35 protein-coding genes are annotated in these 21,771 nt (G+C 37.2%); 31 read left to right on the top strand and 4 right to left on the bottom strand.

The features are described from left to right. Positions 1-13: 13 nt before the first annotated feature. The gene (gene tpx / locus F3G75_RS07720) at positions 14-538 is read left to right on the top strand and encodes a thiol peroxidase (RefSeq protein WP_103618633.1); all 525 of its coding nucleotides are present in this window, start codon (positions 14-16) and stop codon (positions 536-538) included. A 46-nt stretch (positions 539-584) separates the two neighbouring features. Here tpx and rnhB read toward each other — a convergent pair whose 3' ends face one another. The 4 genes from rnhB to F3G75_RS07740 form a co-directional block, all read right to left on the bottom strand. Further along, positions 585-1,136, bottom strand: a complete 552-nt coding sequence (gene rnhB / locus F3G75_RS07725) for a ribonuclease HII (RefSeq protein WP_072595220.1) — start codon at positions 1,134-1,136, stop codon at positions 585-587. Further along, on the bottom strand, positions 1,136-1,990 hold the full coding sequence (locus F3G75_RS07730) for an S-adenosylmethionine tRNA ribosyltransferase (RefSeq protein ID WP_149717152.1): 855 nt from the start codon (positions 1,988-1,990) through the stop codon (positions 1,136-1,138). The genes rnhB and F3G75_RS07730 overlap by 1 nt, the downstream gene beginning before the upstream one ends. A 78-nt stretch (positions 1,991-2,068) precedes the next feature. Further along, on the bottom strand, positions 2,069-3,163 hold the full coding sequence (locus tag F3G75_RS07735) for an ATP-binding protein (protein WP_149717153.1): 1,095 nt from the start codon (positions 3,161-3,163) through the stop codon (positions 2,069-2,071). 44 nt (positions 3,164-3,207) lie between these two features. After that, positions 3,208-6,186, bottom strand: coding sequence for an Eco57I restriction-modification methylase domain-containing protein (locus F3G75_RS07740; protein ID WP_149717154.1), 2,979 nt, complete (start codon positions 6,184-6,186; stop codon positions 3,208-3,210). A 257-nt stretch (positions 6,187-6,443) separates the two neighbouring features. On the opposite strand from F3G75_RS07740, the gene rpsJ reads away from it, so the two are divergent. The 30 genes from rpsJ to F3G75_RS07890 all read left to right on the top strand — a co-directional run bounded on the left by rpsJ (position 6,444) and on the right by F3G75_RS07890 (position 21,687). Beyond that, positions 6,444-6,752 carry a 30S ribosomal protein S10 gene (rpsJ, locus tag F3G75_RS07745; RefSeq protein WP_009295257.1) on the top strand — a complete coding sequence of 103 codons (309 nt, stop codon included), beginning with the start codon at positions 6,444-6,446 and terminating at the stop codon, positions 6,750-6,752. A gap of 20 nt (positions 6,753-6,772) precedes the next feature. Further along, positions 6,773-7,351 (top strand): 50S ribosomal protein L3, encoded by a 579-nt coding sequence (gene rplC / locus F3G75_RS07750; RefSeq protein WP_002941563.1) that lies wholly within the window; start codon positions 6,773-6,775, stop codon positions 7,349-7,351. Further along, positions 7,348-7,962 (top strand): 50S ribosomal protein L4, encoded by a 615-nt coding sequence (rplD, locus tag F3G75_RS07755; protein ID WP_021092445.1) that lies wholly within the window; start codon positions 7,348-7,350, stop codon positions 7,960-7,962. Before rplC ends, rplD begins: the two co-directional genes overlap by 4 nt. Position 7,963: 1 nt before the next feature. Beyond that, entirely contained in the window at positions 7,964-8,245 is a 282-nt protein-coding gene (locus F3G75_RS07760) for a 50S ribosomal protein L23 (protein WP_002941535.1), read from the top strand. 1 nt (position 8,246) lies between these two features. Further along, positions 8,247-9,080, top strand: a complete 834-nt coding sequence (gene rplB, locus F3G75_RS07765) for a 50S ribosomal protein L2 (RefSeq protein ID WP_002941522.1) — start codon at positions 8,247-8,249, stop codon at positions 9,078-9,080. Between the two features lie 2 nt (positions 9,081-9,082). Beyond that, complete coding sequence (gene rpsS, locus F3G75_RS07770; RefSeq protein ID WP_002941639.1) at positions 9,083-9,364, top strand: 30S ribosomal protein S19; 282 nt, start codon at positions 9,083-9,085, stop codon at positions 9,362-9,364. An 11-nt stretch (positions 9,365-9,375) separates the two neighbouring features. Then, entirely contained in the window at positions 9,376-9,708 is a 333-nt protein-coding gene (rplV, locus tag F3G75_RS07775; protein WP_009295259.1) for a 50S ribosomal protein L22, read from the top strand. A 1-nt stretch (position 9,709) separates the two neighbouring features. Next, on the top strand, positions 9,710-10,408 hold the full coding sequence (rpsC, locus tag F3G75_RS07780) for a 30S ribosomal protein S3 (protein WP_002941650.1): 699 nt from the start codon (positions 9,710-9,712) through the stop codon (positions 10,406-10,408). A 2-nt stretch (positions 10,409-10,410) separates the two neighbouring features. Further along, a complete protein-coding gene (gene rplP / locus F3G75_RS07785; RefSeq protein ID WP_021091116.1) occupies positions 10,411-10,836 on the top strand; it encodes a 50S ribosomal protein L16 in 426 nt (141 codons plus the stop codon). Then, positions 10,823-11,017, top strand: a complete 195-nt coding sequence (rpmC, locus tag F3G75_RS07790) for a 50S ribosomal protein L29 (protein ID WP_002941625.1) — start codon at positions 10,823-10,825, stop codon at positions 11,015-11,017. The genes rplP and rpmC overlap by 14 nt, the downstream gene beginning before the upstream one ends. A 1-nt stretch (position 11,018) precedes the next feature. Next, a complete protein-coding gene (gene rpsQ, locus F3G75_RS07795; protein WP_021091107.1) occupies positions 11,019-11,270 on the top strand; it encodes a 30S ribosomal protein S17 in 252 nt (83 codons plus the stop codon). Continuing rightward, entirely contained in the window at positions 11,270-11,638 is a 369-nt protein-coding gene (rplN, locus tag F3G75_RS07800; RefSeq protein WP_021091075.1) for a 50S ribosomal protein L14, read from the top strand. The genes rpsQ and rplN overlap by 1 nt, the downstream gene beginning before the upstream one ends. Further along, entirely contained in the window at positions 11,638-11,874 is a 237-nt protein-coding gene (rplX, locus tag F3G75_RS07805; protein ID WP_009295260.1) for a 50S ribosomal protein L24, read from the top strand. The genes rplN and rplX overlap by 1 nt, the downstream gene beginning before the upstream one ends. A gap of 5 nt (positions 11,875-11,879) precedes the next feature. Continuing rightward, entirely contained in the window at positions 11,880-12,425 is a 546-nt protein-coding gene (rplE, locus tag F3G75_RS07810; protein ID WP_002941643.1) for a 50S ribosomal protein L5, read from the top strand. 1 nt (position 12,426) lies between these two features. After that, on the top strand, positions 12,427-12,612 hold the full coding sequence (locus F3G75_RS07815) for a type Z 30S ribosomal protein S14 (RefSeq protein WP_002941532.1): 186 nt from the start codon (positions 12,427-12,429) through the stop codon (positions 12,610-12,612). A 9-nt stretch (positions 12,613-12,621) separates the two neighbouring features. Further along, positions 12,622-13,017, top strand: coding sequence for a 30S ribosomal protein S8 (gene rpsH / locus F3G75_RS07820; RefSeq protein ID WP_021091129.1), 396 nt, complete (start codon positions 12,622-12,624; stop codon positions 13,015-13,017). A 191-nt stretch (positions 13,018-13,208) separates the two neighbouring features. Beyond that, complete coding sequence (rplF, locus tag F3G75_RS07825) at positions 13,209-13,745, top strand: 50S ribosomal protein L6 (protein ID WP_054197279.1); 537 nt, start codon at positions 13,209-13,211, stop codon at positions 13,743-13,745. Positions 13,746-13,755: 10 nt separating this feature from the next. After that, the gene (gene rplR / locus F3G75_RS07830; RefSeq protein WP_021091120.1) at positions 13,756-14,112 is read left to right on the top strand and encodes a 50S ribosomal protein L18; all 357 of its coding nucleotides are present in this window, start codon (positions 13,756-13,758) and stop codon (positions 14,110-14,112) included. Positions 14,113-14,127: 15 nt separating this feature from the next. Continuing rightward, positions 14,128-14,571, top strand: a complete 444-nt coding sequence (gene rpsE, locus F3G75_RS07835; RefSeq protein WP_002941646.1) for a 30S ribosomal protein S5 — start codon at positions 14,128-14,130, stop codon at positions 14,569-14,571. Between the two features lie 15 nt (positions 14,572-14,586). Then, a complete protein-coding gene (gene rplO, locus F3G75_RS07840) occupies positions 14,587-14,988 on the top strand; it encodes a 50S ribosomal protein L15 (protein ID WP_103604569.1) in 402 nt (133 codons plus the stop codon). Beyond that, on the top strand, positions 14,988-16,250 hold the full coding sequence (gene secY, locus F3G75_RS07845) for a preprotein translocase subunit SecY (protein WP_054197277.1): 1,263 nt from the start codon (positions 14,988-14,990) through the stop codon (positions 16,248-16,250). The genes rplO and secY overlap by 1 nt, the downstream gene beginning before the upstream one ends. 1 nt (position 16,251) lies before the next feature. Next, entirely contained in the window at positions 16,252-17,010 is a 759-nt protein-coding gene (map, locus tag F3G75_RS07850; protein ID WP_149717155.1) for a type I methionyl aminopeptidase, read from the top strand. Positions 17,011-17,044: 34 nt separating this feature from the next. Continuing rightward, positions 17,045-17,263, top strand: coding sequence for a translation initiation factor IF-1 (gene infA / locus F3G75_RS07855; protein WP_002848031.1), 219 nt, complete (start codon positions 17,045-17,047; stop codon positions 17,261-17,263). A gap of 191 nt (positions 17,264-17,454) precedes the next feature. Then, positions 17,455-17,568: a 50S ribosomal protein L36 gene (gene rpmJ / locus F3G75_RS07860; RefSeq protein ID WP_002941545.1), complete on the top strand. Its 114-nt coding sequence runs from the start codon at positions 17,455-17,457 to the stop codon at positions 17,566-17,568. 3 nt (positions 17,569-17,571) lie between these two features. Further along, positions 17,572-17,940 carry a 30S ribosomal protein S13 gene (gene rpsM, locus F3G75_RS07865; protein WP_002941610.1) on the top strand — a complete coding sequence of 123 codons (369 nt, stop codon included), beginning with the start codon at positions 17,572-17,574 and terminating at the stop codon, positions 17,938-17,940. A 22-nt stretch (positions 17,941-17,962) separates the two neighbouring features. After that, the gene (gene rpsK, locus F3G75_RS07870) at positions 17,963-18,355 is read left to right on the top strand and encodes a 30S ribosomal protein S11 (RefSeq protein ID WP_021091081.1); all 393 of its coding nucleotides are present in this window, start codon (positions 17,963-17,965) and stop codon (positions 18,353-18,355) included. Positions 18,356-18,380: 25 nt separating this feature from the next. Continuing rightward, a complete protein-coding gene (gene rpsD, locus F3G75_RS07875) occupies positions 18,381-19,007 on the top strand; it encodes a 30S ribosomal protein S4 (RefSeq protein WP_054197275.1) in 627 nt (208 codons plus the stop codon). A 14-nt stretch (positions 19,008-19,021) separates the two neighbouring features. Then, complete coding sequence (locus F3G75_RS07880; RefSeq protein ID WP_084109888.1) at positions 19,022-20,038, top strand: DNA-directed RNA polymerase subunit alpha; 1,017 nt, start codon at positions 19,022-19,024, stop codon at positions 20,036-20,038. Positions 20,039-20,049: 11 nt separating this feature from the next. Continuing rightward, complete coding sequence (gene rplQ / locus F3G75_RS07885; RefSeq protein WP_002941584.1) at positions 20,050-20,406, top strand: 50S ribosomal protein L17; 357 nt, start codon at positions 20,050-20,052, stop codon at positions 20,404-20,406. A 279-nt stretch (positions 20,407-20,685) separates the two neighbouring features. After that, the gene (locus tag F3G75_RS07890; RefSeq protein WP_149717156.1) at positions 20,686-21,687 is read left to right on the top strand and encodes a Cj0814-related protein; all 1,002 of its coding nucleotides are present in this window, start codon (positions 20,686-20,688) and stop codon (positions 21,685-21,687) included. The last annotated feature ends 84 nt before the right edge of the window (positions 21,688-21,771 follow it).

Raw genomic sequence — 21,771 nt, forward strand, 5'->3', positions numbered from 1 at the left:
AAAGGAGATAGATATGGCAACTACAAAATTTAAAGGTAGTGAGGTAAATTTAAGTGGAAACGAGGTATTTGTAGGCTCTTATGCACCTGAAGCAAAAGTCGTAGCGCAAGATCTTAGCGAATTTAGCGTGGGCGGAAATAACGGCATCGAGGTGCTTGTCTGCTTACCATCACTTGATACTGGCGTTTGTGCGGCAGAGGCTCGTAAATTTAACGAAAAAGTAGCTGGCAAACACGGCGTAAAACTTAGCATCATCTCAAATGATTTACCATTTGCGATGGGGAGATTTTGCACGACTGAAGGCATAGAAAATTTACGTGTCGGAAGCGACTTTAGATACGGAGAATTTGCTAAAAACTATGGCGTTTTAATGAGCGATGGCCCACTAAAAGGACTACTTGCAAGAGCGGTATTTGTCATCAATGATGGCGTAATCATTCACAAACAAATCGTCCCTGAAGTGACAGAAGAGCCAAACTACGATGCTGTATTTGATGCTATTAAAAGTAGCGGTAGTTGTGGTTGTGGCTGCCATTAAAAAAAGGCGTTATCTAAGCATCTATTTGATGCTTAGATAATTAATCTTAGTCAAATAGAGATTTTTCAAAAGATTTTACTACAAAGCTTTTTCTATGAAGGCTTGAATAGCCAAACTTGGCAATGGCATCTAGATGCGCCTTTGTGCCGTATCCTTTGTGCCCAGCAAAGCCATATTTTGAGTAAATTTTATCCCAGCCTTTCATTAAACTATCACGACTAACCTTTGCTAATATGCTAGCAGCGCTTACCCCAGCGACCTTGCTATCAGCCTTTATCATCGTTGTGATACCAACGCCATAGTCTAAATTTCCATCATAAATGATCTCAAAACCCTCAAAGTGCGCCTTAAAAATTTTGAGCGCTCGTCTTAAGCACTCGCTTAGCCCAAGTTCGTCTATTTGTGCATTTGAGAAGTAGATGATGAGAAAATTTGAGCTTTTTATGATCTCTTTAAAAAGCTCCTCACGCTTTTTTGCGGTTAGTTTTTTGGAGTCGTTTAAGCCTGAAATTTCTTTATTTAGCACGCAGGCCGCTACGCTTAAAGGCCCAGCTAAAGCCCCACGTCCAGCCTCATCTATGCCACAAATTTTTGCCATTAAAGTCCGATTTCATCGCTAAAATAAGGTCTTAGCTCATTAAGTGGGACGCTAATTTGCTCCTCATTTAAAAAGGTAAGCCCAAGTGGCGAAAGTACAAAATTTTCGCTAACACCTGCTGTTGCGAGGATTGCTTTTAGATGAGGGTCGTTCATATCTTTAAAAATCTGCTTTAACTTTAGCTTTTTGTTGGTTTTAAGCAAGACGACATCGCAGCTAGTTTTATTATTTTTATAGGTGCAGATGCTTTTTATTTTGTCATTTATATAGTAGATGTTGTCTAGGCTTTCAAATTGGTTATTTGGCCATTTTTTACGCTCGCTTTTTAGGTCATAAAGTGTCGAGAGTAATTTATTTTTATTTTTTTTAGCCGATTCTTTGGCAAATATATCGTTAATTATAGCTTCGTATCTCGTGCCATTTGCTTCGGTCATTTGGATGCCAATATTTAGCATTTCATACTCTTTTTCTTTTTTGATAGTTGCATTATAGGCTTTGTTTTTAACGATTATTTTACCCTTTAGCTCACCATTTTCATTTTTAACGTCTAAATTTATCTTATCAGATACAGCATTTAGCGATGAAATTTCACTGCTATTTTGCTCAAAAGAGCCTTTTTCATAGTAGTATTTTGTACCATCAAAAAAGATATGCCCGCTTATCTTGGCCGGCACTTTAAAGCTCTTACTTTGTTTAAAATTTTCAAATTCATCTTTAAAATAGTTCATATAAACTTCAAATTTTATACCATTTGCCTCACCAATAAATTTATAAAATTTTGCCCAGTTTTCGTGATTTATCTCATAGCCAAATAGGCTTACTATAAGTATAAAAATCCCAATAAATGCTCTCATGTCCGTCCTTCATAGTTTTTTTGATTATAGCTTCTTTACTTTAAGCTTTTAAAACAATAATCAAATAAAGGTTTAAATTTATAAACCTAGACTCCACCTAGAAAAGGGCAAAATTTCGCATTTTATGCCCTCAAGGCTAAGCTCAGCTTGGTTTGCGACGCTGATTATCTGAAGCTTGCTTACACCCAGCTCTTTTAAGCTTGCGTGGAGTTTTTTAAATTTCAAAAAGATGATCTCTGGTGCAGAAAACGGCACACAGATGATCGCGATCTTCCTTTTATTAAGGAAGAAATCAATCTCTTTTGTGTAGTAAATTTCATCTTTAAATTTAAGCAATTCGCAAAAAACGACATTTACAAAGACAGCTAAAAAATCCTTTTTTAGGTATAAAGCGCTACGAAGTGCAAAATTTGTAAAGTAGAGCTTTTTGCTCGTACTGCTCTCATCTAAATTTGGTACTAATTCTATAAAGCCATTTTCATTAAGGCTGGTTACCACGTTATAGACACTATCTTTTGAAATTTTCATCTGCTCTTTTAGGTTTTTGTAGATACCAAAAGTACTAAGCACATCGTGGCATTTTTGAGCACATTCTTTTAAAATCGCAATGCTTTGCTCGCTTAAATTTGCTCTTAAGAGCTGTTGTAAGTGAGCTGTGACCTCGCTTGAGTCTAAAAAGGCACTTGCTATCTCGTTGCCGTGAGCCAAAAAGTAGCTAAACAGTAGGTCTTGGTCCAAATTCTTCTTAAAAAATAGTATAAATTCCTCGTAATCGAGATAGTTTAAATTTATGCGAGCAAAGCCGTCAATCGTGAGTGAAAATTCCTTGCTTGTAAGGATGATGTTTTCAAGTGCAGCCTCCTTTAAAAAGTCTAAATTTACAAGATCAGCGCCTCGTAAATTTTCAACTGCGAGCACCTTTATCTGACTGTTTTTTTCTAAAAACTCTTTTAAATTTGGTAAAAGCAAGGCTCTGTCTATCCTTAGATCGTCTAAATTTACATAAAGTCTCTCCTCGCTTTTATAATGGCTCAAAAACTCATAAACAAGGGCTGTTTTGCCACTTGACACAGCGCCTATTATAAGCGTCTTTGGCGAGATGATTTCGTATTTTCTGGGGATAAATTTACTTGATTTAAGCGGCTGATTGTAATAAAGCTCTAATTGGTTCATTTTCTCCCCTTTGTAAGATGTATATGTAAATTTTTGTTATACCGTCAATTTTCCCCCCCCCCTGTTATAAGCGCGATCTCATCGCTTGTTAGTTCATAAAGCTCAAAAACAAGTTTGTCTATTTTTTCGTCACTTGCCTTGATTTTGTCGTTTAGCGCGTCGATATTTTCTTTGGCTTCTAGCTTTTCATCAAGACTCAAAGTAGGCATGTGCTTCTCGTAAAGCTTGATCTTTTCATTGGCTTTTAAAATTTCATCGACCAAATTTATTATCCCGTTTGATAAATTTTCATTTTGTGGCGTGATTTGTGGGATAGGCAAAATTTCTAAGCGATTTATTTTTATTTCGCCTTCAAGTCCGCCTCCAGCATAGAAAAAGTTGAAAATTTTATAAACAGCTGTTGAATTTAAAAAAGCTAATAAAAATTTTAGATTTTCGCCAGTTATGCAATATGCAGTATTGTCTGGAATATTATTATTTGCATCGTAAGCAAATTTTGGGCTTTGCACCATTCTGGCACATAAAATTTTCTCTTTTTCGAATTCCTCATAATAAGCGATGTTATCTTGCGTCTCAAACCATTTATTTGATGTTTTTTTGCGGCATTTTTTACCATTTATGGTTTTGCCACTTTGTGCTATATAAGGCAAGAAAGTTTGTAAATATCCCTTAAGACTTGGAAAATTTTCAATATCTATCTTTAACGCCGGAAATGTGCAAATGAGCCATAGCCCAGCCCACTCATAGTCATAACGCCTTATATTGCGACCTCGTAAGATCGGCCTAATGAGCTTTTGCATCTGTTCTCTTTCGTCCCCAATGCAAGTGCTTAAAACTTTATCACGAGTGTCGCTATCGATAATGAAAGCTTCGTTTAGCCCAGTTTTAACACCATAATTAATATTTACACCCCAATCTTTTAATGGCTTTGCGACTTTTTCGATTTTATTTTTTAACTCAAATTTGCTCTTATCAAGGAAAGTGAAATTTGTTTCGTTTAGTGTGGATTGTGGTATTTGGATAAATTTTTGTGTTTTTAAATTTATGGTGCTCGAAGCCAGGAAATTAAATTTTGAATTTTCACCGGCTCTTATTTTTCTAAAAATAGTAATCGCGCTATCTACGCTCGCGTCTTCAAAAACTTTAACCCCAGCAAAATCAATAATGTGTGTTATTTGCGTATTTTCTAATATAAATTTACGCAAATTTTCACCATAGCTGGCACGGAAAAATTTATTTGAACATATAAAACCTAAAAGCCCACTTTCTTTTAGATGTGTAATGCCAAGCTCATAAAAATATACAAACAAATCAGCCGTGCCACTATAAACTTTATATTTTTGTAGGGCTGGCTTTTGCTCTTTTATCGCCTCTTGTCTAACATAGGGAGGATTGCCGATAATGACATCAAATTTAAAGTCAAAAGGAAATTCTAAAAGCGAGTTTGCTGCTACTAAATTTTTACTAAGATCTGTTAAAACTCGTCCTTTTGCAGCTGTGCGGAGCCAAAGAGATAGCCTAGCGATCTCGACTGCATCGGCATTTATATCTACGCCGTAAAGGTTATTTTCTAAAATAGTGCTTTCTATATCGTAAAGTCCCAAGCCCTCACCCTCATATACTTTGCGGTAAGTGTCTAATGCGCTATGCTCGGCAATGAGAAATTCTAAAGCTTGGTTTAAAAACGCACCAGAGCCGCAAGCTGGATCAAGTATCTTAAGGGATAAAAGCCACTTGCGGTAAGCATAAATTTTATCTTTGATCTCACTTTCTGCTTTGGTTAATTTTTTGGGATTTTTTGGTGCTAATAGCTCATTTAGATCAAGCCCTAACTCATCTTTTTTGGCTTTACAAAGCGCACCAAGCGAATTTTCAATTATAAATTCTGTTATAAACTCTGGCGTATAAAATATACCATCTTTTTTGCGTTTGCTCTGTTTGGCATCAAATTCATTTCCATTTATTTGCGCATTTAGCTCTTCAAGGTCGTTTAGTGAGCTTTCAAAGATATGTCCTAGGATATTTACACCGATGTCGCTTAAAAAGTCATAGTCGCTTAAAAACTGCGCTTCAAGCACGCTATCGTCTATCTTTAGCGCATCAAGCTCAGTATCTGTGGCAAAAAGACCGCCATTATAGCGTTTGATATCAAGACGTTCACTGCCTTCATCAATGGCTTTAAAGTAAATTTTGTAAAAGTCATAAAAACTAAGCTCAGTAACTTGGTTTTGAAATTTATCTTTTATCTCGGCTATCGTGCGAAGTCTTAGTAGTCCGCGGTCTTCGGCAAATAGTATAAAGACAAACCTATCACATAGTTTTTGAGTTAGGCTTAAAAGCCTATTTTTATCAATGCTAGCATTGTTTTTGCAAATATTTTTAAAAAGAGTGAGCCTAAATGCGCTAAAGTCTTTATAAAATTTGTTTGAAATTTCACGCTCGTGAGTGGCAAATTTCTCTTTTAGCTTTAGCGGCAGATCCGTGCTAATGCTCTCAAAGCTAAGCAGTAAATGAAGTCTTTTAAACTCGTCAAAGTTTGCTGTAAAAAGGTCAAATTTTTCAAATGTTGTTTTATTGCCGATGTAAAAACGCAGTTCATTAAAATTTGAAACAACGACATATTTGGCATTTTCATGCGAGATAAAATAGCGAAAGGCTTGATCTACTGGGCTAAGCTCGCGGTTGGACGGAGTTTTATCAAGATGCTGTGTGGTCTGATCTTTTAGCTCGATCACGCATCTAACTTCGCCATTTATCAGTATCGCCCCATCTGCCTTTTTGCCGTCAGTTTCGTTCTTTTTCTCACGCTCAAGATTGAAATTTGTAGGATTAGTAGTGTCCAAAGTGTAGCCAAGGCAGTTTTCAAAGATATCTTTTAGAAACTGCGTTTGAAATTTTTCTTCTTTGAAGCTCTTAATGTCGCTAGCTTTTGCCTGATACATTTGCAAATTTGCATAACGCTTTTTAAGCTTTTCTTCGTCTTGATCTTGGGTTAGTAAGAATTTTGGATTAAAGATCGGCATCTTTTCTCTTTAAAATTTTATTTTCTTTGAATTTTATCTTTTTAAATTTTATATCTTCCTTATTAAAAGGAAATAATTAATCAAAATTTATCAAAAAATAACGTTTTTCTTGACAACTATAATAGCTTTTTTGTAAAATCGCGTTCTCTTTACGAAAAGACAAGCGTCTTTGCTCGTACGATCGCTTGATCCTATGCGAGTTATTTTGATGTAAAGAGGTCGCGAGTTTGCGACAAGTTCTTTTTAAAGGAAAACACATGGAAAGAATCAGGTTAAAGCTAAAAGCTTACGACCATAGAGTTCTAGACCGCACTGTTGCAGCAATCGTAGAAGCTGTCAAACGAACAGGTGCCGACGTTCGTGGCCCGGTACCAATGCCTACAAAGATCAAACGCTATACAGTCTTAAAATCTCCACACATCAACAAAGACTCACGTGAGCAGTTTGAGATGAGAATACACGCTCGTATGCTTGACATCGTAGCTGCTACTCCAGAAACTGTAGATAGCCTAACAAAACTCGACTTAGCTCCAGAAGTTAATGTCGAAGTTCGTGCGATGAAATAAGCGGACAAAAGGATAAGAGTATGGAATATATTGTAGAAAAAATAGGCATGAGTAGAACGATTGCCACGAAGAGTACGCCAGTTACACTACTTAAGCTAGTTGAGGCTAAAGTATGTGAGATCGACGAAAACAAACGTGCTATCGTAGCGTATGCCCACACTAAAGCAAACAACAAAGCTATCGCTGGTCAGCAAAAAAAATACAATCTGACAGCAGAATTTAACAAATTTGCTACGCTTGAAGTAGCTAATAGCGAAGTTGGAAACCTAGACTTTACACCATTAAATGAGGCTAAAATTTTAAAAGTTAGTTTTAACTCAAAAGGTAGAGGCTACCAAGGTGTGGTAAAAAGACATGGTTTTGGTGGTGGTCCAAAAAGCCACGGCTCACGTTTCCATAGACGCCATGGTTCAATTGGTAACTGCGAATGGCCAGGTCGTGTTCAACCAGGTATGAAAATGGCAGGACACATGGGTAATGAGAAAGTTACTGTTAAAAACGAGCTAATAAGCTTTGACGCTCAAAATGGCATCGTAGTTGTAAAAGGTTGCGTTCCTGGTCACAATGGTGCAATGGGTAAAATAAGGATTGTAAAATGAGTAAAATTCACGTATTAAACGATAAATTTGAAAATTCAGGCGAGTTAGAGCTTCCTGCAAGCTACGCTGAAGTAAATCCGCACAACCTATATCTTTATGTAAAATCTTACCTTGCTGGTATAAGAGCAAATACGGCTCATACTAAAAGTCGTGCTTTTGTAAGCGGTGGTGGTAAAAAACCATGGAGACAAAAAGGACGTGGTGGTGCAAGAGCAGGTTCAACTAGAACTAACGTTTGGGTAGGCGGTGCAGTTGCATTTGGTCCAACAAACGAGAAAAACTATTTTCAAAAAGTCAATAAAAAACAAAAAAGACTAGCTCTTGAATACGCTTTGGCAGTAAAAGCACAAGATGGTAAAATTTTCGCAGTAGATAGCATCTCAATCGAGTCTGGAAAGACAAAAGATGCAGCTAATATCATCAAAAATTTAAAAGTAAAAGATGCGCTTATCGTTAAAGATTTACTAGACGATAAAACGCTACTTGCTTTTAGGAATTTAGCAAACTGCTATGTAGTAGATGCAAATGAGGTGAATGCTTATCTTGTCTCTACATTTAGTTCGGTTATCATTGAAAAAGCTGCACTAAAAACTATAACAAAAGAGGGCTAAAATGGCGGATATAACTGATATCAAAACAATTATTTATACAGAAAAAACTCTAGGCCTTCAAGAACAAGGCGTTGTTGTTATCCAAACTTCACCAAGAGTTACAAAAAACAGCTTAAAAGCGGTTTTACAAGAGTATTTTGGAGTAACGCCTGTTCGCGTAAATTCACTTAGAATTAGCGGCAAGGTTAAGCGTTTTAGAGGAAGAGCAGGCCAACGTGACGAGATAAAGAAATTCTATGTTAAGTTACCTGAAGGCGTAAGCCTAGAAAATACGGAGGCGTAAGATGGCTATAAAATCATATAAACCATATACACCTAGTCGTAGATATATGACTGGACTAAGCTCTGAAGATATAACAGCTAAACCAAGCGTTAGAAGCTTGCTTGTTAAACTACCTGCAACTGGCGGTAGAAACAACAATGGTCGTATAACTTCAAGACATAAAGAAGCAGGTGCAAAAAAACTTTATCGTATCATCGACTTCAAACGTCGCAAATTTGGTATAGAAGGTAAAGTTGAAGCGATCGAGTACGATCCAAACAGAAACTGCCGTATCGCTCTTATAGCTTATAAAGATGGTGAAAAACGCTATATCATTAGACCAAACGGCCTAAATGTTGGCGATGTTATCGCATCTATCGATGAGGGCTCACTAGATATTAAACCAGGCAATGCTATGAAATTAAGATTTATCCCAGTTGGTACTATCGTTCATAACGTAGAGCTAAAACCTGGCAAAGGCGCTCAGATAGCTCGTTCAGCTGGTGGTTATGCTCAGCTAATGGGTAAAGAAGAGAAGTATGTTATCCTAAGAATGCCAAGTGGCGAGATGAGACAAGTACTAGCTGAGTGTATGGCAAGTATTGGTGTAGTTGGTAACGAAGATTGGGCTAACATCACTATCGGTAAAGCTGGACGTAATCGCTACCGTGGTATCCGCCCACAAACACGTGGTTCTGCTATGAACCCAGTTGATCACCCACACGGTGGTGGTGAAGGTAAGAAAAATTCAGGCCGTCACCCAGTTACTCCATGGGGTAAACCAACTAAAGGTGCTAAGACTCGCCGTAAAAAAGCTAGCGATAAGCTTATAATTTCAAGAAGGAAAGGAAAATAGAGATGGCAAGATCACTCAAAAAAGGTCCTTTCGTAGATGATCATGTAATGAAAAAAGTTATTGCCGCAAAAAATGCAAACGATAACAAACCAATCAAGACTTGGTCAAGACGTAGCACGATTGTACCTGAAATGATTGGACTAACATTTAACGTTCATAATGGCAAGAGCTTTATTCCTGTATATGTTACAGAAAATCATATAGGCTATAAACTTGGCGAATTTGCTCCAACACGCACATTTAAGGGTCACAAAGGCTCAGTGCAAAAGAAAATCGGCAAGTAAGGGGAGATAATATGAGTAAAGCAATTATAAAATTCGTAAGACTTTCTCCTACAAAAGCAAGACTTATAGCAAGAGAAGTTCAAGGCATGAATGCAGAGCTAGCACTTGCAAGCTTACAATTTATGCCAAATCGTGGTGCTAAATTTATAGCAAACGCTATTAGCTCAGCAGTAGCAAATGGCGGATTTGAGCCAGAAGAGGTTGTAGTAACTAGTTGCCGCGTTGATGCTGGTCCTGTATTAAAGAGATTTAGACCTAGAGCAAGAGGAACAGCGAGCAAAATTCGCAAACCTACTTCTCATGTAATGGTAGAAGTATCTAAACCTGAAAAGAAGGAAGCATAATATGGGACAAAAAGTAAATCCAATAGGTCTTAGACTAGGAATTAACCGCAACTGGGAATCTAGATGGTTTCCAACCAAACAGAGTCTTCCTGAAAATATCGGTGAAGATTACAAAATTCGTGCATTTTTAAAGAAAAAACTTTACTATGCAGGAATTAGCCAAATTCTAATCGAAAGAACGGCTAAAAAACTTCGTGTAACCGTAGTTGCAGCTCGTCCTGGTATCATCATCGGCAAAAAAGGTCAAGATGTTGAAAACCTAAAGAACGAAGTTAGCAAACTTATTGGCAAAGAAGTAAATGTAAATATCAAAGAAGAAAGAAAAGCTCAAGCTTCAGCTCAACTTGCTGCTGAAAACGTAGCTATGCAGCTTGAAAAGCGTGTCGCATTTAGACGTGCTATGAAAAAAGTTATCCAAGGTGCTCAAAAATCAGGCGCTAAGGGTATCAAAATTTCAGTTGCTGGTCGTTTAGGTGGTGCTGAGATGGCAAGAACCGAGTGGTATCTAGAAGGTCGCGTTCCGCTTCATACTCTTAGAGCAAAGATAGATTACGGTGTAGCTGAGGCTCATACGACTTATGGAAACATAGGTATTAAAGTATGGATTTTTAAAGGTGAGGTTCTTCAAAAAGGTGTTCAGCCTGAGAAAACTGAAGAAGAGGCGCCTAAGAAAACACGTAGAGCAAGAAGAGGTAAATAATTATGTTGATGCCTAAAAGAACGAAATTTCGTAAGCAAATGAAAGGTCGCAACCGTGGTTATGCGACTCGTGGAGCATCTTTAGCAACTGGCGAATTTGCGCTTAAAGCTGTTGAGGCTGGTAGAATAAATTCTCGCCAAATAGAAGCTGCTCGTCAAGCTCTAACTCGTCACGTAAAAAGACAGGCTAAAATTTGGATTAGGGTTTTCCCTGATAAGCCACTTACTAAAAAACCTCTACAAACTCGTATGGGTAAAGGTAAGGCTGGAGTTGAAGAGTGGGTTATGAATATCAAACCTGGTCGTATAATATTTGAAATGGCTGGTGTTAGCGAAGAGTTGGCTCGTGAAGCTCTAACTTTGGCTTTACACAAACTTCCTTTCAAATCAAAATTTGTAACGCGAGAGAGTGAAAATGAAATATACTGAGTTAAAAGATAAGAGCGTTGCAGAATTAAACGCGTTGCTAAAAGAGAAAAAGGTGCTTTTATTTACTTTAAGACAAAAGCTAAAAACTATGCAGTTAAGCAACCCTAATGAGATTAGTGCTGTTCGCAAAGAGATAGCTCAGATCAACACTGCAATTAGTGCAACAAGACAAGGGGCGTAAAATGGCATTAAAAAGAGAAATTCAAGGTGTTGTTTTACAAAAAGCTGGAGATAAAACAGCTACTATTTTGGTAGAAAGACGCGTTATGCACCCAAGATACCATAAATTTGTAAAACGCTTTAAAAAATATTTAGTTCACGATGAGAAAAATGAGACAAGAGCAGGCGATACAGTTGTTGCGATCGAGTGCAGACCACTTTCAGCTCGCAAGAATTTTCGCTTAAAAGCTGTATTGGCAAAGGGAGTTGAGTAATGATTCAAAGTTTTACAAGACTTGCAGTTGCTGATAACAGCGGCGCAAAAGAGTTAATGTGTATAAAAGTTCTTGGCGGCAGCAAAAGAAGATACGCTACACTTGGCGATATCATAGTTTGCTCTGTTAAAAAAGCTCTTCCAAACGGTAAGATTAAAAAAGGACAGGTTGTAAAAGCTGTTGTTGTAAGAACTAAAAAAGAGGTTCAAAGAGATAATGGTTCGCTAATCCGCTTTGATGAGAACGCAGCTGTTATACTTGATAGCAAAAAAGAGCCAGTCGGCACTCGTATTTTTGGACCAGTTGGACGTGAAGTTAGATATGCTAACTTTATGAAGATTGTTTCGCTAGCTCCGGAGGTTTTATAATGGCTAATGTAAAATTTAAAGTCAAAAAAGGCGATACTGTTAAGATCATCGCTGGTGACGATAAAGGCAAAACTGGTAAAATTTTAGCAGTTCTTGCAAAAAAAGGTCAGGTTATAGTTGAGGGATGCAAAGTAGCTAAAAAAGCTATCAAACCAAGCGAAAAAACTCCAAATGGTGGTCACGTAAATAAAGAGATGCCAATTGATATATCAAACGTCGCGAAAGTTGAAGGATAAGAGATATGAGTAGATTAAAAGATAAATTTAACGAAACTATCAAGCCAGCTCTCGTAAAAGAATTTGACATCAAAAATCCAATGCTTATCCCTGCGCTCGAGAAAATCGTGATCAGTGTAGGTGCTGGAGACTCTGCGAAAGATCAGAAAGTGCTTCAAAATATGGCTGATACCATTTCACTTATCGCTGGACAAAAAGCGGTTATCACTGATGCTAAAAAATCAGTTGCTGGCTTTAAAGTTCGCGAAGGTTTCCCTGTTGGTATCAAAGTAACTTTGAGAAAAGAGCAAATGTATGCTTTCTTAGATAAGCTAATCAGCGTTGCTCTTCCAAGAGTTAAAGACTTCCGCGGTCTTCCAAAAAATGGCTTTGACGGACGTGGAAACTATAACTTCGGTCTTAGTGAGCAGCTAATGTTTCCAGAGGTTGAGTATGATAAAATTTTACGAACTCATGGTATGAATATTACGATTGCTACTACGGCTAAAAATGATAAAGAGGCATTCAAATTGCTAGAGCTATTTGGTGTGCCGTTTGCAAAAGGAAAGTAAAATGGCAAAGAAATCAATGATAGCAAAAGCTGCACGCAAGCCAAAATTTGCGGTTCGCGGCTATACTAGATGCCAAATTTGCGGTCGTCCGCACTCTGTTTATAAAGATTTTGGAATTTGCCGTGTTTGCCTAAGAAAAATGGCTAACGAAGGCCTAATACCTGGTCTTAAAAAAGCAAGTTGGTAAGGAAGAGAAATGTTGAACGATTTAATATCAGATGGGTTAACACGCATTAGAAATGCAAGTATGAGAAAGCTTGAAACTGCGAAATTGCTTCATTCTAAGGTTGTTGAGGCTACTCTTTCTATCCTTGCAGCAAAAGGCTATGTAGAGAGCTACAACGTTATTGAAGAAGGTAACAAGAAATTTATAAACGTAGTTTTAAAGTATGATGAGTACGGCAGAAGCGTTATAAACGAGCTTAAAAGGGTTTCAAAACCTGGTCGCCGTGTTTATCAAGGCAAAGACGACATTAAGCGTTTTAAGAATGGTTACGGAACAGTTATCGTTAGCACAAGCAAAGGCGTCATGAGTGGTATTGAAGCAAGTAAAGCTGGCGTTGGCGGCGAGGTTCTTTGTACGGTTTGGTAATAAACTGCATTAAACGCTATTTAACCTTATGATTTTAAGGTTAAATTTTTTAGCTTGGTAAAATTTTAGATTTTGCCAAAGCTAAATTTAGAAATTCAAATGAAGGTTTCGTCAAATTTGACGATAAAATTTACGGCATTGTGGTGTTTATTCGTAAATGTAGGAACACCCTAGACAAGTAAAGGAAAAAAATGTCACGTATTGGAAAACAGCCTATCGCTATCCCAAGTGGTGTAGATGTTAGTGTTGAAAATAATGTCCTAAAATTTAAAAAGGGCAATCATATAAAAGAGCTTGACACAAAAGGTCACGTTGATGTCAAGGTAGAAAATGGCCATATAGTTTTTGCTCCAAAAGGCGAAGATCGCCAAAGTAGAGCTTACTGGGGAACATATAGAGCACTTGCTAACAACATCGTAACTGGTATCACTGCGGGATTTACTCGCCAGCTTGAGATCAACGGCGTTGGTTACAAAGCAGCTGCAAAAGGTAAAATTTTAGAGCTTTCTCTTGGTTTTTCACACCTTATCAACTATGAGCTACCAGCAGGCGTTGAAGCTAGTGTTGAGAAAAACGTTATTACTATCAAAGGCGATGACAAACAAGTAGTAGGACAAGTGGCTGCTCAAGTTAGAGGATTTAGACCACCTGAGCCATATAAAGGCAAGGGCGTTAAATATCTAGAAGAACGTATCATCCGCAAAGCGGGCAAGACATCTAAGAAATAAGGGGCGGTAAATGACAGCAAAAGTACTAAAAAGAAAAATCGCTCTTAGAATTAAGAGAAAAAGAAGAATCAGAGGTAAAATTTCTGGTGTTGCAACTTGCCCAAGAGTTTCTATTTTCAAATCAAATAGAACTCTTTATGTTCAAGCGATTGACGACGTTACAGCTACTACACTAGCTGCGGTTGATGGTAGAAAAATAGGCATAAAAGCAAACAAAGAAGGTGCGGTCACTTTAGCTAAAGAATTTGCTAAGGCTTTAAAAGCTAAGAAGATAGATGTTGCAGTTTTTGATAGAAATGGTTATTTGTATCATGGCGTTATCGCAGCATTTGCTGAAGCTTTAAGAGAAAATGGCATCAAGCTATAACCCAAAGGAAAATCGATGGAAAAATATAATAGAGAAGAATTTGAAGAAGTAATCGTCGATATCGGTCGGGTTACAAAGGTTGTTAAAGGTGGTCGTAGATTTAGATTTACAGCTTTAGTTGTTGTTGGTAATAGGAATGGTTTAGTTGGCTTTGGTTATGGTAAAGCTAAAGAGGTACCAGATGCGATGAGAAAAGCGATTGACGACGCATTTAAAAATATTATCCACGTTAAGATCAAAGGCACAACTATCCCTCACGATGTAGAGGTAAAATACAACGCAAGTAGAATGCTGCTTCGCCCAGCTAGCGAGGGTACTGGTGTTATCGCTGGTGGTAGTGCACGTCCTATTATCGAGCTTGCAGGTATTAAGGATATCCTTACTAAATCACTTGGCTCAAACAACTCAGCAAACGTCGTTCGTGCTACTATAAAAGCACTTAGTTTGTTAAAAAGCTAAGAGAAAGGAGTTAAGATGGCATTAGAAAAATTAACACCTGCTGCAGGTTCAACTCATGCAACCAAAAGAATAGGTCGTGGTCAAGGTAGCGGCAATGGCAAAACTGCTGGCAAAGGTAACAAAGGTCAAAGAGCAAGAAAAGGCTACAATGAGAAAAGAGGTTTTGAGGGCGGACAGCAACCACTTCAAAGACGTCTTCCAAAGGTAGGCTTTACTTCTAAATTTGAAAAACCTTATGTTATCAATGTTGAGAAGATCACAGCTATAAAAGAGCTTGCTGAAATTTCAATAGCAACAATAGCTAGCGTTCATAAAATTTCAAAGAGCGTTACTAAGATAAAACTAATCGGTGCAAGTGCAAAAGCTCTTGCTTCTAAGGTTAAAGACGAGAACGTTAGCGTTAGCGGAACAAAATAATGGATAAAACACTGACCAACAAGATTTTAATCACGTTGGCATTTTTATTCGCATACAGGATACTGGCTTATGTGCCAGTTCCTGGTGTTAATGTCGACGTAATTAAAGAATTTTTCAATTCAAACAATAGCAACGCCTTGGGTCTATTTAATATGTTTAGTGGTAAAGCTGCTGAGCGTTTAAGTATCATATCTCTAGGTATCATGCCTTACATCACGGCTTCGATTATTATGGAGCTTCTAGCAGCGACATTTCCAAAGTTAGGTCAGATGAAAAAAGAGCGCGACGGTATGCAAAAATATATGCAAATTATACGTTATGCAACTATCGTTATCACTCTTGTGCAATCAATCGGTGTTTCTATTGGACTTCAAAGCTTAAGCGGACGCGGTGGCGAACAAGCTATCATGATAGATATAAATTTATTTATCGCGATATCTGCTGTATCTATGCTAACTGGAACTATGCTGCTTATGTGGATAGGTGAGCAAATAACACAGCGTGGTATAGGCAATGGTATAAGTCTTATCATCTTTGCTGGTATCGTCTCTGGCATACCTAGTGCGATCGGTGGAACTGTAAATTTGGTAAATACTTCTGAGATGAATTTCCTAACAGTTATCGCTATTTTGGTGATTATCTTAGCTACTATTGGTGCTATTATATTTGTCGAGATGGGCGAAAGACGTATCCCTATTTCTTACTCAAGAAAAGTGATAATGGAAAATCAAAACAAACGTATAATGAACTATATACCGATCAAAGTAAATTTAAGTGGCGTTATCCCACCGATATTTGCTAGTGCGATTTTGATGTTTCCTAGTACTATTTTACAAGCTAGTACAAATCCGATCATCCAAGCTATCAACGACTTTTTAAGTCCAAATGGCTATATGTTTAACTTTTTAACATTTTTATTTATCATCTTCTTTGCGTTTTTCTACGCATCAATCGTGTTTAACACAAAAGATATAAGTGAAAATTTAAAGAAACAAGGCGGATTTATCCCAGGCGTTAGACCAGGTGAGAGTACAGCTAGCTATCTAAATGAAGTAGCTGGCAGGCTAACTTTAGGTGGAGCTTTGTACTTGGGTATCATTTCAACGCTGCCTTGGGTACTTGTAAAGACTATGGGCGTACCATTTTATTTTGGTGGTACATCAGTTCTTATCGTGGTTTCAGTAGCACTTGATACGATGAGACGTATAGAAGCTCAGTCTTATACAAACAAATACCAAACTCTAAGTGCAGTAGGTCTGTAAAATGGCTATCACGCTAAAAAGACCAGCTGAGATAGAGAAAATGAGAGCGGCGAACAAGATCGTCGCTCGAACTCTTGATCACGTTTCTACGATCATAAAACCTGGAATTTCCCTTCTTGAGATAGATAAAATTTGCGAAGATATGATAAGGGCCGCTGGAGCAAAGCCTGCTTTTAAAGGGCTTTATGGCTTTCCAAATGCAGCTTGCATAAGCGTCAATGAAGTGGTAATCCACGGAATTCCAAATGAGTACAAGCTAAAAGAGGGCGATATCGTTAGTGTAGATATTGGTTCAAATTTAGATGGTTATTTTGGTGATTCGGCTAGGACATTTGGAGTTGGTAAAATTTCAAAAGAAGACGAAGCTTTGATCGCTTGCTCAAAAGACGCACTATATTTTGCGATTGATTTCATAAGAGCTGGTATGCATTTTAAAGAAATTTGCTACGAGCTTGAGAAATTTATACTAGACAGAGGCTATGTACCTTTACGTGGGTATTGTGGTCACGGCATAGGCAAAAGGCCACACGAAGAGCCAGAAATTCCAAACTATCTTGAGGGGCATAATCCAAAAGCCGGACCAAAGATAAAAGAGGGAATGGTTTTTTGTATAGAGCCGATGATCTGCCAAAAAGACGGCACGCCAGTTTTGGGAAGTGATAACTGGAAAGTAACCTCAAAAGATGGTTTGAGAACTAGCCATTATGAGCATTGCATGGCTATAGTTAATGGCAAAGCTGAAATTTTAAGCCAAGCGTAAAATTTATAGCAAAAATTTAAAGAAAGGAGAGTTTGTGGCAAAAGATGATGTCATTGAGATTGATGGAAATGTTGTTGAAGCACTGCCAAATGCAACTTTTAAAGTTGAGCTTGACAACAAACATATAATTTTATGTCATATCGCTGGAAAAATGAGAATGCATTATATAAAGATAATGCCTGGCGACCGCGTAAAAGTAGAACTTACGCCATATAGCCTAGATAAAGGCAGGATCACTTATAGATATAAGTAAATTTAGCCTCTTGGCAAAAATATGCTAAGTAAATTTAAAGCTGGTTTTGGATAAAATCCAAGCTTTGCGAAAAGCTGTATGAAGAATTATTTTCAAAGTTCCCCACTTATTTTGAAAATAGTTGGTCTAAATTTTTTCTTTAGACCTGATGCAGCCCCTAAAAAAGTGGAATAAATTTTTAGGAGACTAAAATGAAAGTTCGTCCTTCTGTAAAGAAGATGTGTGACAAATGTAAAATTGTCAAACGTAGTGGCATAATTCGTGTTATCTGCGAAAATCCAAAACATAAACAAAGACAAGGATAAGGCATGGCACGTATTGCAGGTGTAGATTTACCAAACAAAAAGAGAATAGAGTATGGTTTGACTTATATCTATGGTATAGGTCTTTATAAATCTCGTCAAATCCTTGATGCAGCTGGAATTTCTTACGACAAGAGAGTTTATGAGCTTAGTGAAGATGAAGCGGCGGCTATCCGTAAAGAAATTCAAGAGCATCATATCGTTGAGGGTGATTTGAGAAAACAAGTTGCTATGGATATCAAAGCTCTTATGGATCTTGGAAGTTATAGAGGTCTTCGCCACAGAAAAGGTCTTCCTGTTCGTGGTCAAAAGACTAAAACTAATGCTAGAACCAGAAAAGGCAGACGTAAAACTGTCGGTGCAGCTACTAAGTAAGGCAAGGGTTAAAGGATAATAAATGGCGAAAAGAAAAATTGTTAAGAAAAAAGTAGTTAGAAAAAGCATAGCCAAAGGTATCGTTTATATCAGTGCAACATTTAACAATACTATGGTAACTGTAACTGATGAAATGGGAAATGCTATTGCATGGAGTAGTGCAGGTGGCTTAGGCTTTAAAGGTAGTAAAAAATCAACTCCTTATGCAGCTCAACAAGCAGTTGAAGATGCTCTAAATAAAGCAAAAGAGCATGGCATAAAAGAAGTTGGTATTAAGGTTCAAGGTCCAGGTAGCGGACGTGAAACGGCTGTTAAAAGTGTAGGAACTGTTGAAGGAATTAAAGTATCTTTCTTTAAAGACATTACACCTTTACCACACAATGGTTGTAGACCGCCAAAACGCCGCCGCGTATAATTAGAGAAAAATAGGAGAAATTATTATGGCTAGATATACAGGACCTGTTGAAAAATTAGAAAGACGTCTTGGTGTGTCTCTTGCGTTAAAAGGCGAAAGAAGACTTGCTGGTAAAAGTGCTTTTGAAAAAAGACCTTATGCGCCAGGGCAACATGGACAAAGAAGAGCAAAAATAAGCGAATATGGCTTACAACTTCGCGAGAAGCAAAAAGCTAAATTTATGTATGGTGTTTCTGAGAAACAATTTAGAAGATTATTTCAAGAAGCAGCACGCCGCGAAGGCAATACTGGTGCTCTTTTAGTCCAACTACTAGAGCAAAGATTAGATAATGTTGTTTATAGAATGGGCTTTGCAACAACTCGTCGTTTTGCTCGTCAGCTAGTAACCCATGGACATATTTTAGTAAATGGCAAAAGAGTAGATATACCATCTTATAGAGTTGAACCTGGCGCAAAAGTAGAGATTGTCGAAAAATCTAAAAACAATCCACAAATTGTTCGTGCGATAGATCTTACAGCGCAAACTGGTATTGTTGCTTGGGTAGATGTTGAAAAAGAGAAAAAATTTGGAATTTTCACTAGAAATCCAGAAAGAGAAGAGGTTATCATTCCTGTTGAGGAAAGATTTATAGTAGAGCTTTATTCAAAATAATAGAGGGTATAAAGATGAGAAAGATTACTACATCAGCTTATATGCCAACTGAAATTGAAGTTAAAAGTGTTAGCGAAAATGTTGCTAACATTACAGCATATCCTTTTGAGGCAGGTTATGCTGTTACCTTGGCTCACCCATTGCGTCGTCTTCTTTACACAAGCACGGTAGGTTTTGCTCCTATTGGTGTAAAGATAAAAGGCGTTAGCCATGAATTTGATAGTATGCGTGGTATGCTAGAAGACGTAGCTTTTTTTATTATAAATTTGAAAAAGATCAGATTTAAATTAAAAAGCACCAGTGAGCGCGAAGTTATAGAGTATAGCTTTAAAGGACCAAAAGAGATAACCGGGGCTGATCTAAATAATGATCTAGTTGAGATCGTTAACCCAGATGCATACCTTGCTACAATAAATGAAGATGCTGAGTTAAATTTTTCAGTTATCATTCAAAAAGGTATCGGATATGTGCCTAGTGAAGAGATTAGAGAAGAGATCGAAGATGACTATATCGCACTTGATGCTTTCTTTACACCTGTTAAAAAAGCAGTTTACGATATACAAAATGTCTTGGTTGAGGATGATCCAGACTATGAAAAGATTGTATTTACTATAACAACTGATGGTCAAGTTAGTCCGATAGAGGCTTTTAAAAATTGTTTAGAAGCTATGTATCAACAAATGTCAGTATTTAAAGGAATTTTAGATATTGATGTTAGTACTCCAGTTGCTAGCTCAACTGCAGGTGGCGAGTTTTCAAAGTTACTTTCTAGTGTAGAAGATCTAAATTTAAGCGCTAGAAGTTTCAACTGCCTTGACAAAGCTGATATTAGATTTATCGGCGAGCTTGCATTAATGGACGAAAATGAGCTTAAAGAGCTTAAAAATTTAGGTAAAAAATCTCTTGAAGAGATTAAAGCGGTTATGGAAGAGATAGGCTATCCAGTTGGTGCCGATGTATTAAAAGATGGCAAAGAGCAACTAAGAAAGAAAATAACCGAGCTTAAAGCACAAATGAGTGTAAAAGAATAAAAGGACAATAGATGAGACATAAACACGGATATCGCAAACTTGGTAGAACGTCATCTCATAGATCTGCATTGCTTAAAAATTTGGCGATAGCTATCATCAAAAGTGAAAAGATAGAGACGACTTTACCAAAAGCAAAAGAGCTTAGAAGCTATGTTGAAAAGCTAATCACAAGAGCTAGAAAAGGTGACTCTAACGCTCACAGAGCAGTATTTGCTTCTTTACAAGATAAAGAAACAACAAATAAATTAGTTACTGAAGTAGCTCCAAAATTTAAAGAGCGCAATGGTGGCTATACAAGAATCATCAAGACTCGTGTTCGCAGAGGCGACGCAGCAGAGATGGCTTATATAGAGCTAGTAGCTGAGTAATTATTAGAGAGCTTCGGCTCTCTTTTTTTAATTTTTTATATCAAATCTCCCACTTTTAAAATAAATCCTTCTTTTCAAAAGCTTTCTCAAACTATAAATTTCTTTAATTATCTACCAAAATTATTAACCAAAAACCATAAAATTTCATAGTTAAAAGTTGTAAATTTTCTAATCTAAAATCATACATTTTAAATTTTTACCTTTGAACTCTATGCTAAAATTTTATTTTATAAAGACGATATTTGTTTCAAATATCTTATAAATTTCAAAGGATTTGAGATGATAGGTAGCGTAAATGGAGTTGGCACAAATTTTTATGTTGGCTCGCAAAGTAGTAGAGCACAAGAGCTTGACACTAATAACTCTAAATCCAATATAGACAAAAATTCTTTAAATGATTTATCTAGCAGTTTGGTTAATGAGCAAAAAAGTCATACCGATACTAGAGGTGAGCCAATAAATTTAAATGAAACAAATACGATAAAATTTCAAAAAAATAGCGAGAATCTAACATTTGCTAGCAATTTCTCGCTATCAGGCATAGCTGCTAATGGTAAGATAAGCATCTGGGGCAAGCTCATGGGATATGACAAACAAGTCAGCCAAGATGAGATAAATGATCTCAAAAATTTTATCAACCAGACCAAAGCACTTGGTTTTGGCAGAGCTCACGAAGAGATCATAGGATATTATCCAACAGATGTTGATCTCTTTGCAAAAGAGTATACATCAAAACTTGATAACACACTTCTTGGGCTTGGTCACAAGAGCCACGTGGAAGGGTTTGAGATACTCGATAAGGACCTAAGCATAGATAAGTTTAAAGATAAGTGGATTGATTATGCGCTTAGGCAGTATCTTGGTGAAAGAGTCGGTGTAGAAAGCATTACGATAGGCAAAAAGGCTATCTCAATGCTAACTAGCACTAATAAGCCGCCAATCGAGTACCAGACGCTACAAAATATAAATTTCACTGACGAAGAGAGTAGACAGAGATTTCTTACACTTATGAAAGCTGGCATGAAGAGTGGGGCGGATTTTAAAGAGGTGGTAGAGGGCGTGCTCTCGCTTTATAATGTGCAAAATACGGACAAACTCGATGGCAACAAAGTCTATGCTTCAGTGATCGGACGAAGTGAGAAACTGGCTACTTACGACATCAACAAAGATGAGAAATTTGCCTATCTTAAGGAGCTAATGCAACTTGAGAAAAATGGAGTTGATATACTAAAGCTAATGGAAAAAGTGGAGCAAAAACAGAAATTAGATATAAAAGTGTAGGCTAAGTTTAGCTTTTTGTACCGCCTATCTTTTATGATTTTAGTCATAATAGGCTCTTTTTACTTGGTTTAAATTTTTAAATGA

Origin of the sequence: Campylobacter concisus, from assembly GCF_902460705.1 — a bacterium.
GTDB lineage: Bacteria > Campylobacterota > Campylobacteria > Campylobacterales > Campylobacteraceae > Campylobacter_A > Campylobacter_A concisus_Z.

What these genes read in the sequence shown, in the direction of transcription:
- rnhB (WP_072595220.1), bottom strand. Translation starts at nt 1,136, where the DNA reads ATGGCAAAAATTTGTGGCATAGATGAGGCTGGACGTGGGGCTTTAGCT.
- rpmJ (WP_002941545.1), top strand. Translation starts at nt 17,455, where the DNA reads ATGAAAGTTCGTCCTTCTGTAAAGAAGATGTGTGACAAATGTAAAATT.
- map (WP_149717155.1), top strand. Translation starts at nt 16,252, where the DNA reads ATGGCTATCACGCTAAAAAGACCAGCTGAGATAGAGAAAATGAGAGCG.
- F3G75_RS07880 (WP_084109888.1), top strand. Translation starts at nt 19,022, where the DNA reads ATGAGAAAGATTACTACATCAGCTTATATGCCAACTGAAATTGAAGTT.
- rplR (WP_021091120.1), top strand. Translation starts at nt 13,756, where the DNA reads ATGACAGCAAAAGTACTAAAAAGAAAAATCGCTCTTAGAATTAAGAGA.
- rplF (WP_054197279.1), top strand. Translation starts at nt 13,209, where the DNA reads ATGTCACGTATTGGAAAACAGCCTATCGCTATCCCAAGTGGTGTAGAT.
- tpx (WP_103618633.1), top strand. Translation starts at nt 14, where the DNA reads ATGGCAACTACAAAATTTAAAGGTAGTGAGGTAAATTTAAGTGGAAAC.
- rplC (WP_002941563.1), top strand. Translation starts at nt 6,773, where the DNA reads ATGGAATATATTGTAGAAAAAATAGGCATGAGTAGAACGATTGCCACG.
- rpsC (WP_002941650.1), top strand. Translation starts at nt 9,710, where the DNA reads ATGGGACAAAAAGTAAATCCAATAGGTCTTAGACTAGGAATTAACCGC.
- rpsQ (WP_021091107.1), top strand. Translation starts at nt 11,019, where the DNA reads ATGGCATTAAAAAGAGAAATTCAAGGTGTTGTTTTACAAAAAGCTGGA.
- F3G75_RS07815 (WP_002941532.1), top strand. Translation starts at nt 12,427, where the DNA reads ATGGCAAAGAAATCAATGATAGCAAAAGCTGCACGCAAGCCAAAATTT.
- rplO (WP_103604569.1), top strand. Translation starts at nt 14,587, where the DNA reads ATGGCATTAGAAAAATTAACACCTGCTGCAGGTTCAACTCATGCAACC.
- F3G75_RS07735 (WP_149717153.1), bottom strand. Translation starts at nt 3,163, where the DNA reads ATGAACCAATTAGAGCTTTATTACAATCAGCCGCTTAAATCAAGTAAA.
- rpsS (WP_002941639.1), top strand. Translation starts at nt 9,083, where the DNA reads ATGGCAAGATCACTCAAAAAAGGTCCTTTCGTAGATGATCATGTAATG.
- F3G75_RS07890 (WP_149717156.1), top strand. Translation starts at nt 20,686, where the DNA reads ATGATAGGTAGCGTAAATGGAGTTGGCACAAATTTTTATGTTGGCTCG.
- rplE (WP_002941643.1), top strand. Translation starts at nt 11,880, where the DNA reads ATGAGTAGATTAAAAGATAAATTTAACGAAACTATCAAGCCAGCTCTC.
- rplN (WP_021091075.1), top strand. Translation starts at nt 11,270, where the DNA reads ATGATTCAAAGTTTTACAAGACTTGCAGTTGCTGATAACAGCGGCGCA.
- rpmC (WP_002941625.1), top strand. Translation starts at nt 10,823, where the DNA reads ATGAAATATACTGAGTTAAAAGATAAGAGCGTTGCAGAATTAAACGCG.
- F3G75_RS07760 (WP_002941535.1), top strand. Translation starts at nt 7,964, where the DNA reads ATGGCGGATATAACTGATATCAAAACAATTATTTATACAGAAAAAACT.
- rplD (WP_021092445.1), top strand. Translation starts at nt 7,348, where the DNA reads ATGAGTAAAATTCACGTATTAAACGATAAATTTGAAAATTCAGGCGAG.
- F3G75_RS07740 (WP_149717154.1), bottom strand. Translation starts at nt 6,186, where the DNA reads ATGCCGATCTTTAATCCAAAATTCTTACTAACCCAAGATCAAGACGAA.
- rpsK (WP_021091081.1), top strand. Translation starts at nt 17,963, where the DNA reads ATGGCGAAAAGAAAAATTGTTAAGAAAAAAGTAGTTAGAAAAAGCATA.
- rplQ (WP_002941584.1), top strand. Translation starts at nt 20,050, where the DNA reads ATGAGACATAAACACGGATATCGCAAACTTGGTAGAACGTCATCTCAT.
- rpsH (WP_021091129.1), top strand. Translation starts at nt 12,622, where the DNA reads ATGTTGAACGATTTAATATCAGATGGGTTAACACGCATTAGAAATGCA.
- secY (WP_054197277.1), top strand. Translation starts at nt 14,988, where the DNA reads ATGGATAAAACACTGACCAACAAGATTTTAATCACGTTGGCATTTTTA.
- rplB (WP_002941522.1), top strand. Translation starts at nt 8,247, where the DNA reads ATGGCTATAAAATCATATAAACCATATACACCTAGTCGTAGATATATG.
- rpsM (WP_002941610.1), top strand. Translation starts at nt 17,572, where the DNA reads ATGGCACGTATTGCAGGTGTAGATTTACCAAACAAAAAGAGAATAGAG.
- rpsJ (WP_009295257.1), top strand. Translation starts at nt 6,444, where the DNA reads ATGGAAAGAATCAGGTTAAAGCTAAAAGCTTACGACCATAGAGTTCTA.
- rpsE (WP_002941646.1), top strand. Translation starts at nt 14,128, where the DNA reads ATGGAAAAATATAATAGAGAAGAATTTGAAGAAGTAATCGTCGATATC.
- rplX (WP_009295260.1), top strand. Translation starts at nt 11,638, where the DNA reads ATGGCTAATGTAAAATTTAAAGTCAAAAAAGGCGATACTGTTAAGATC.
- rplP (WP_021091116.1), top strand. Translation starts at nt 10,411, where the DNA reads ATGTTGATGCCTAAAAGAACGAAATTTCGTAAGCAAATGAAAGGTCGC.
- rpsD (WP_054197275.1), top strand. Translation starts at nt 18,381, where the DNA reads ATGGCTAGATATACAGGACCTGTTGAAAAATTAGAAAGACGTCTTGGT.
- rplV (WP_009295259.1), top strand. Translation starts at nt 9,376, where the DNA reads ATGAGTAAAGCAATTATAAAATTCGTAAGACTTTCTCCTACAAAAGCA.
- F3G75_RS07730 (WP_149717152.1), bottom strand. Translation starts at nt 1,990, where the DNA reads ATGAGAGCATTTATTGGGATTTTTATACTTATAGTAAGCCTATTTGGC.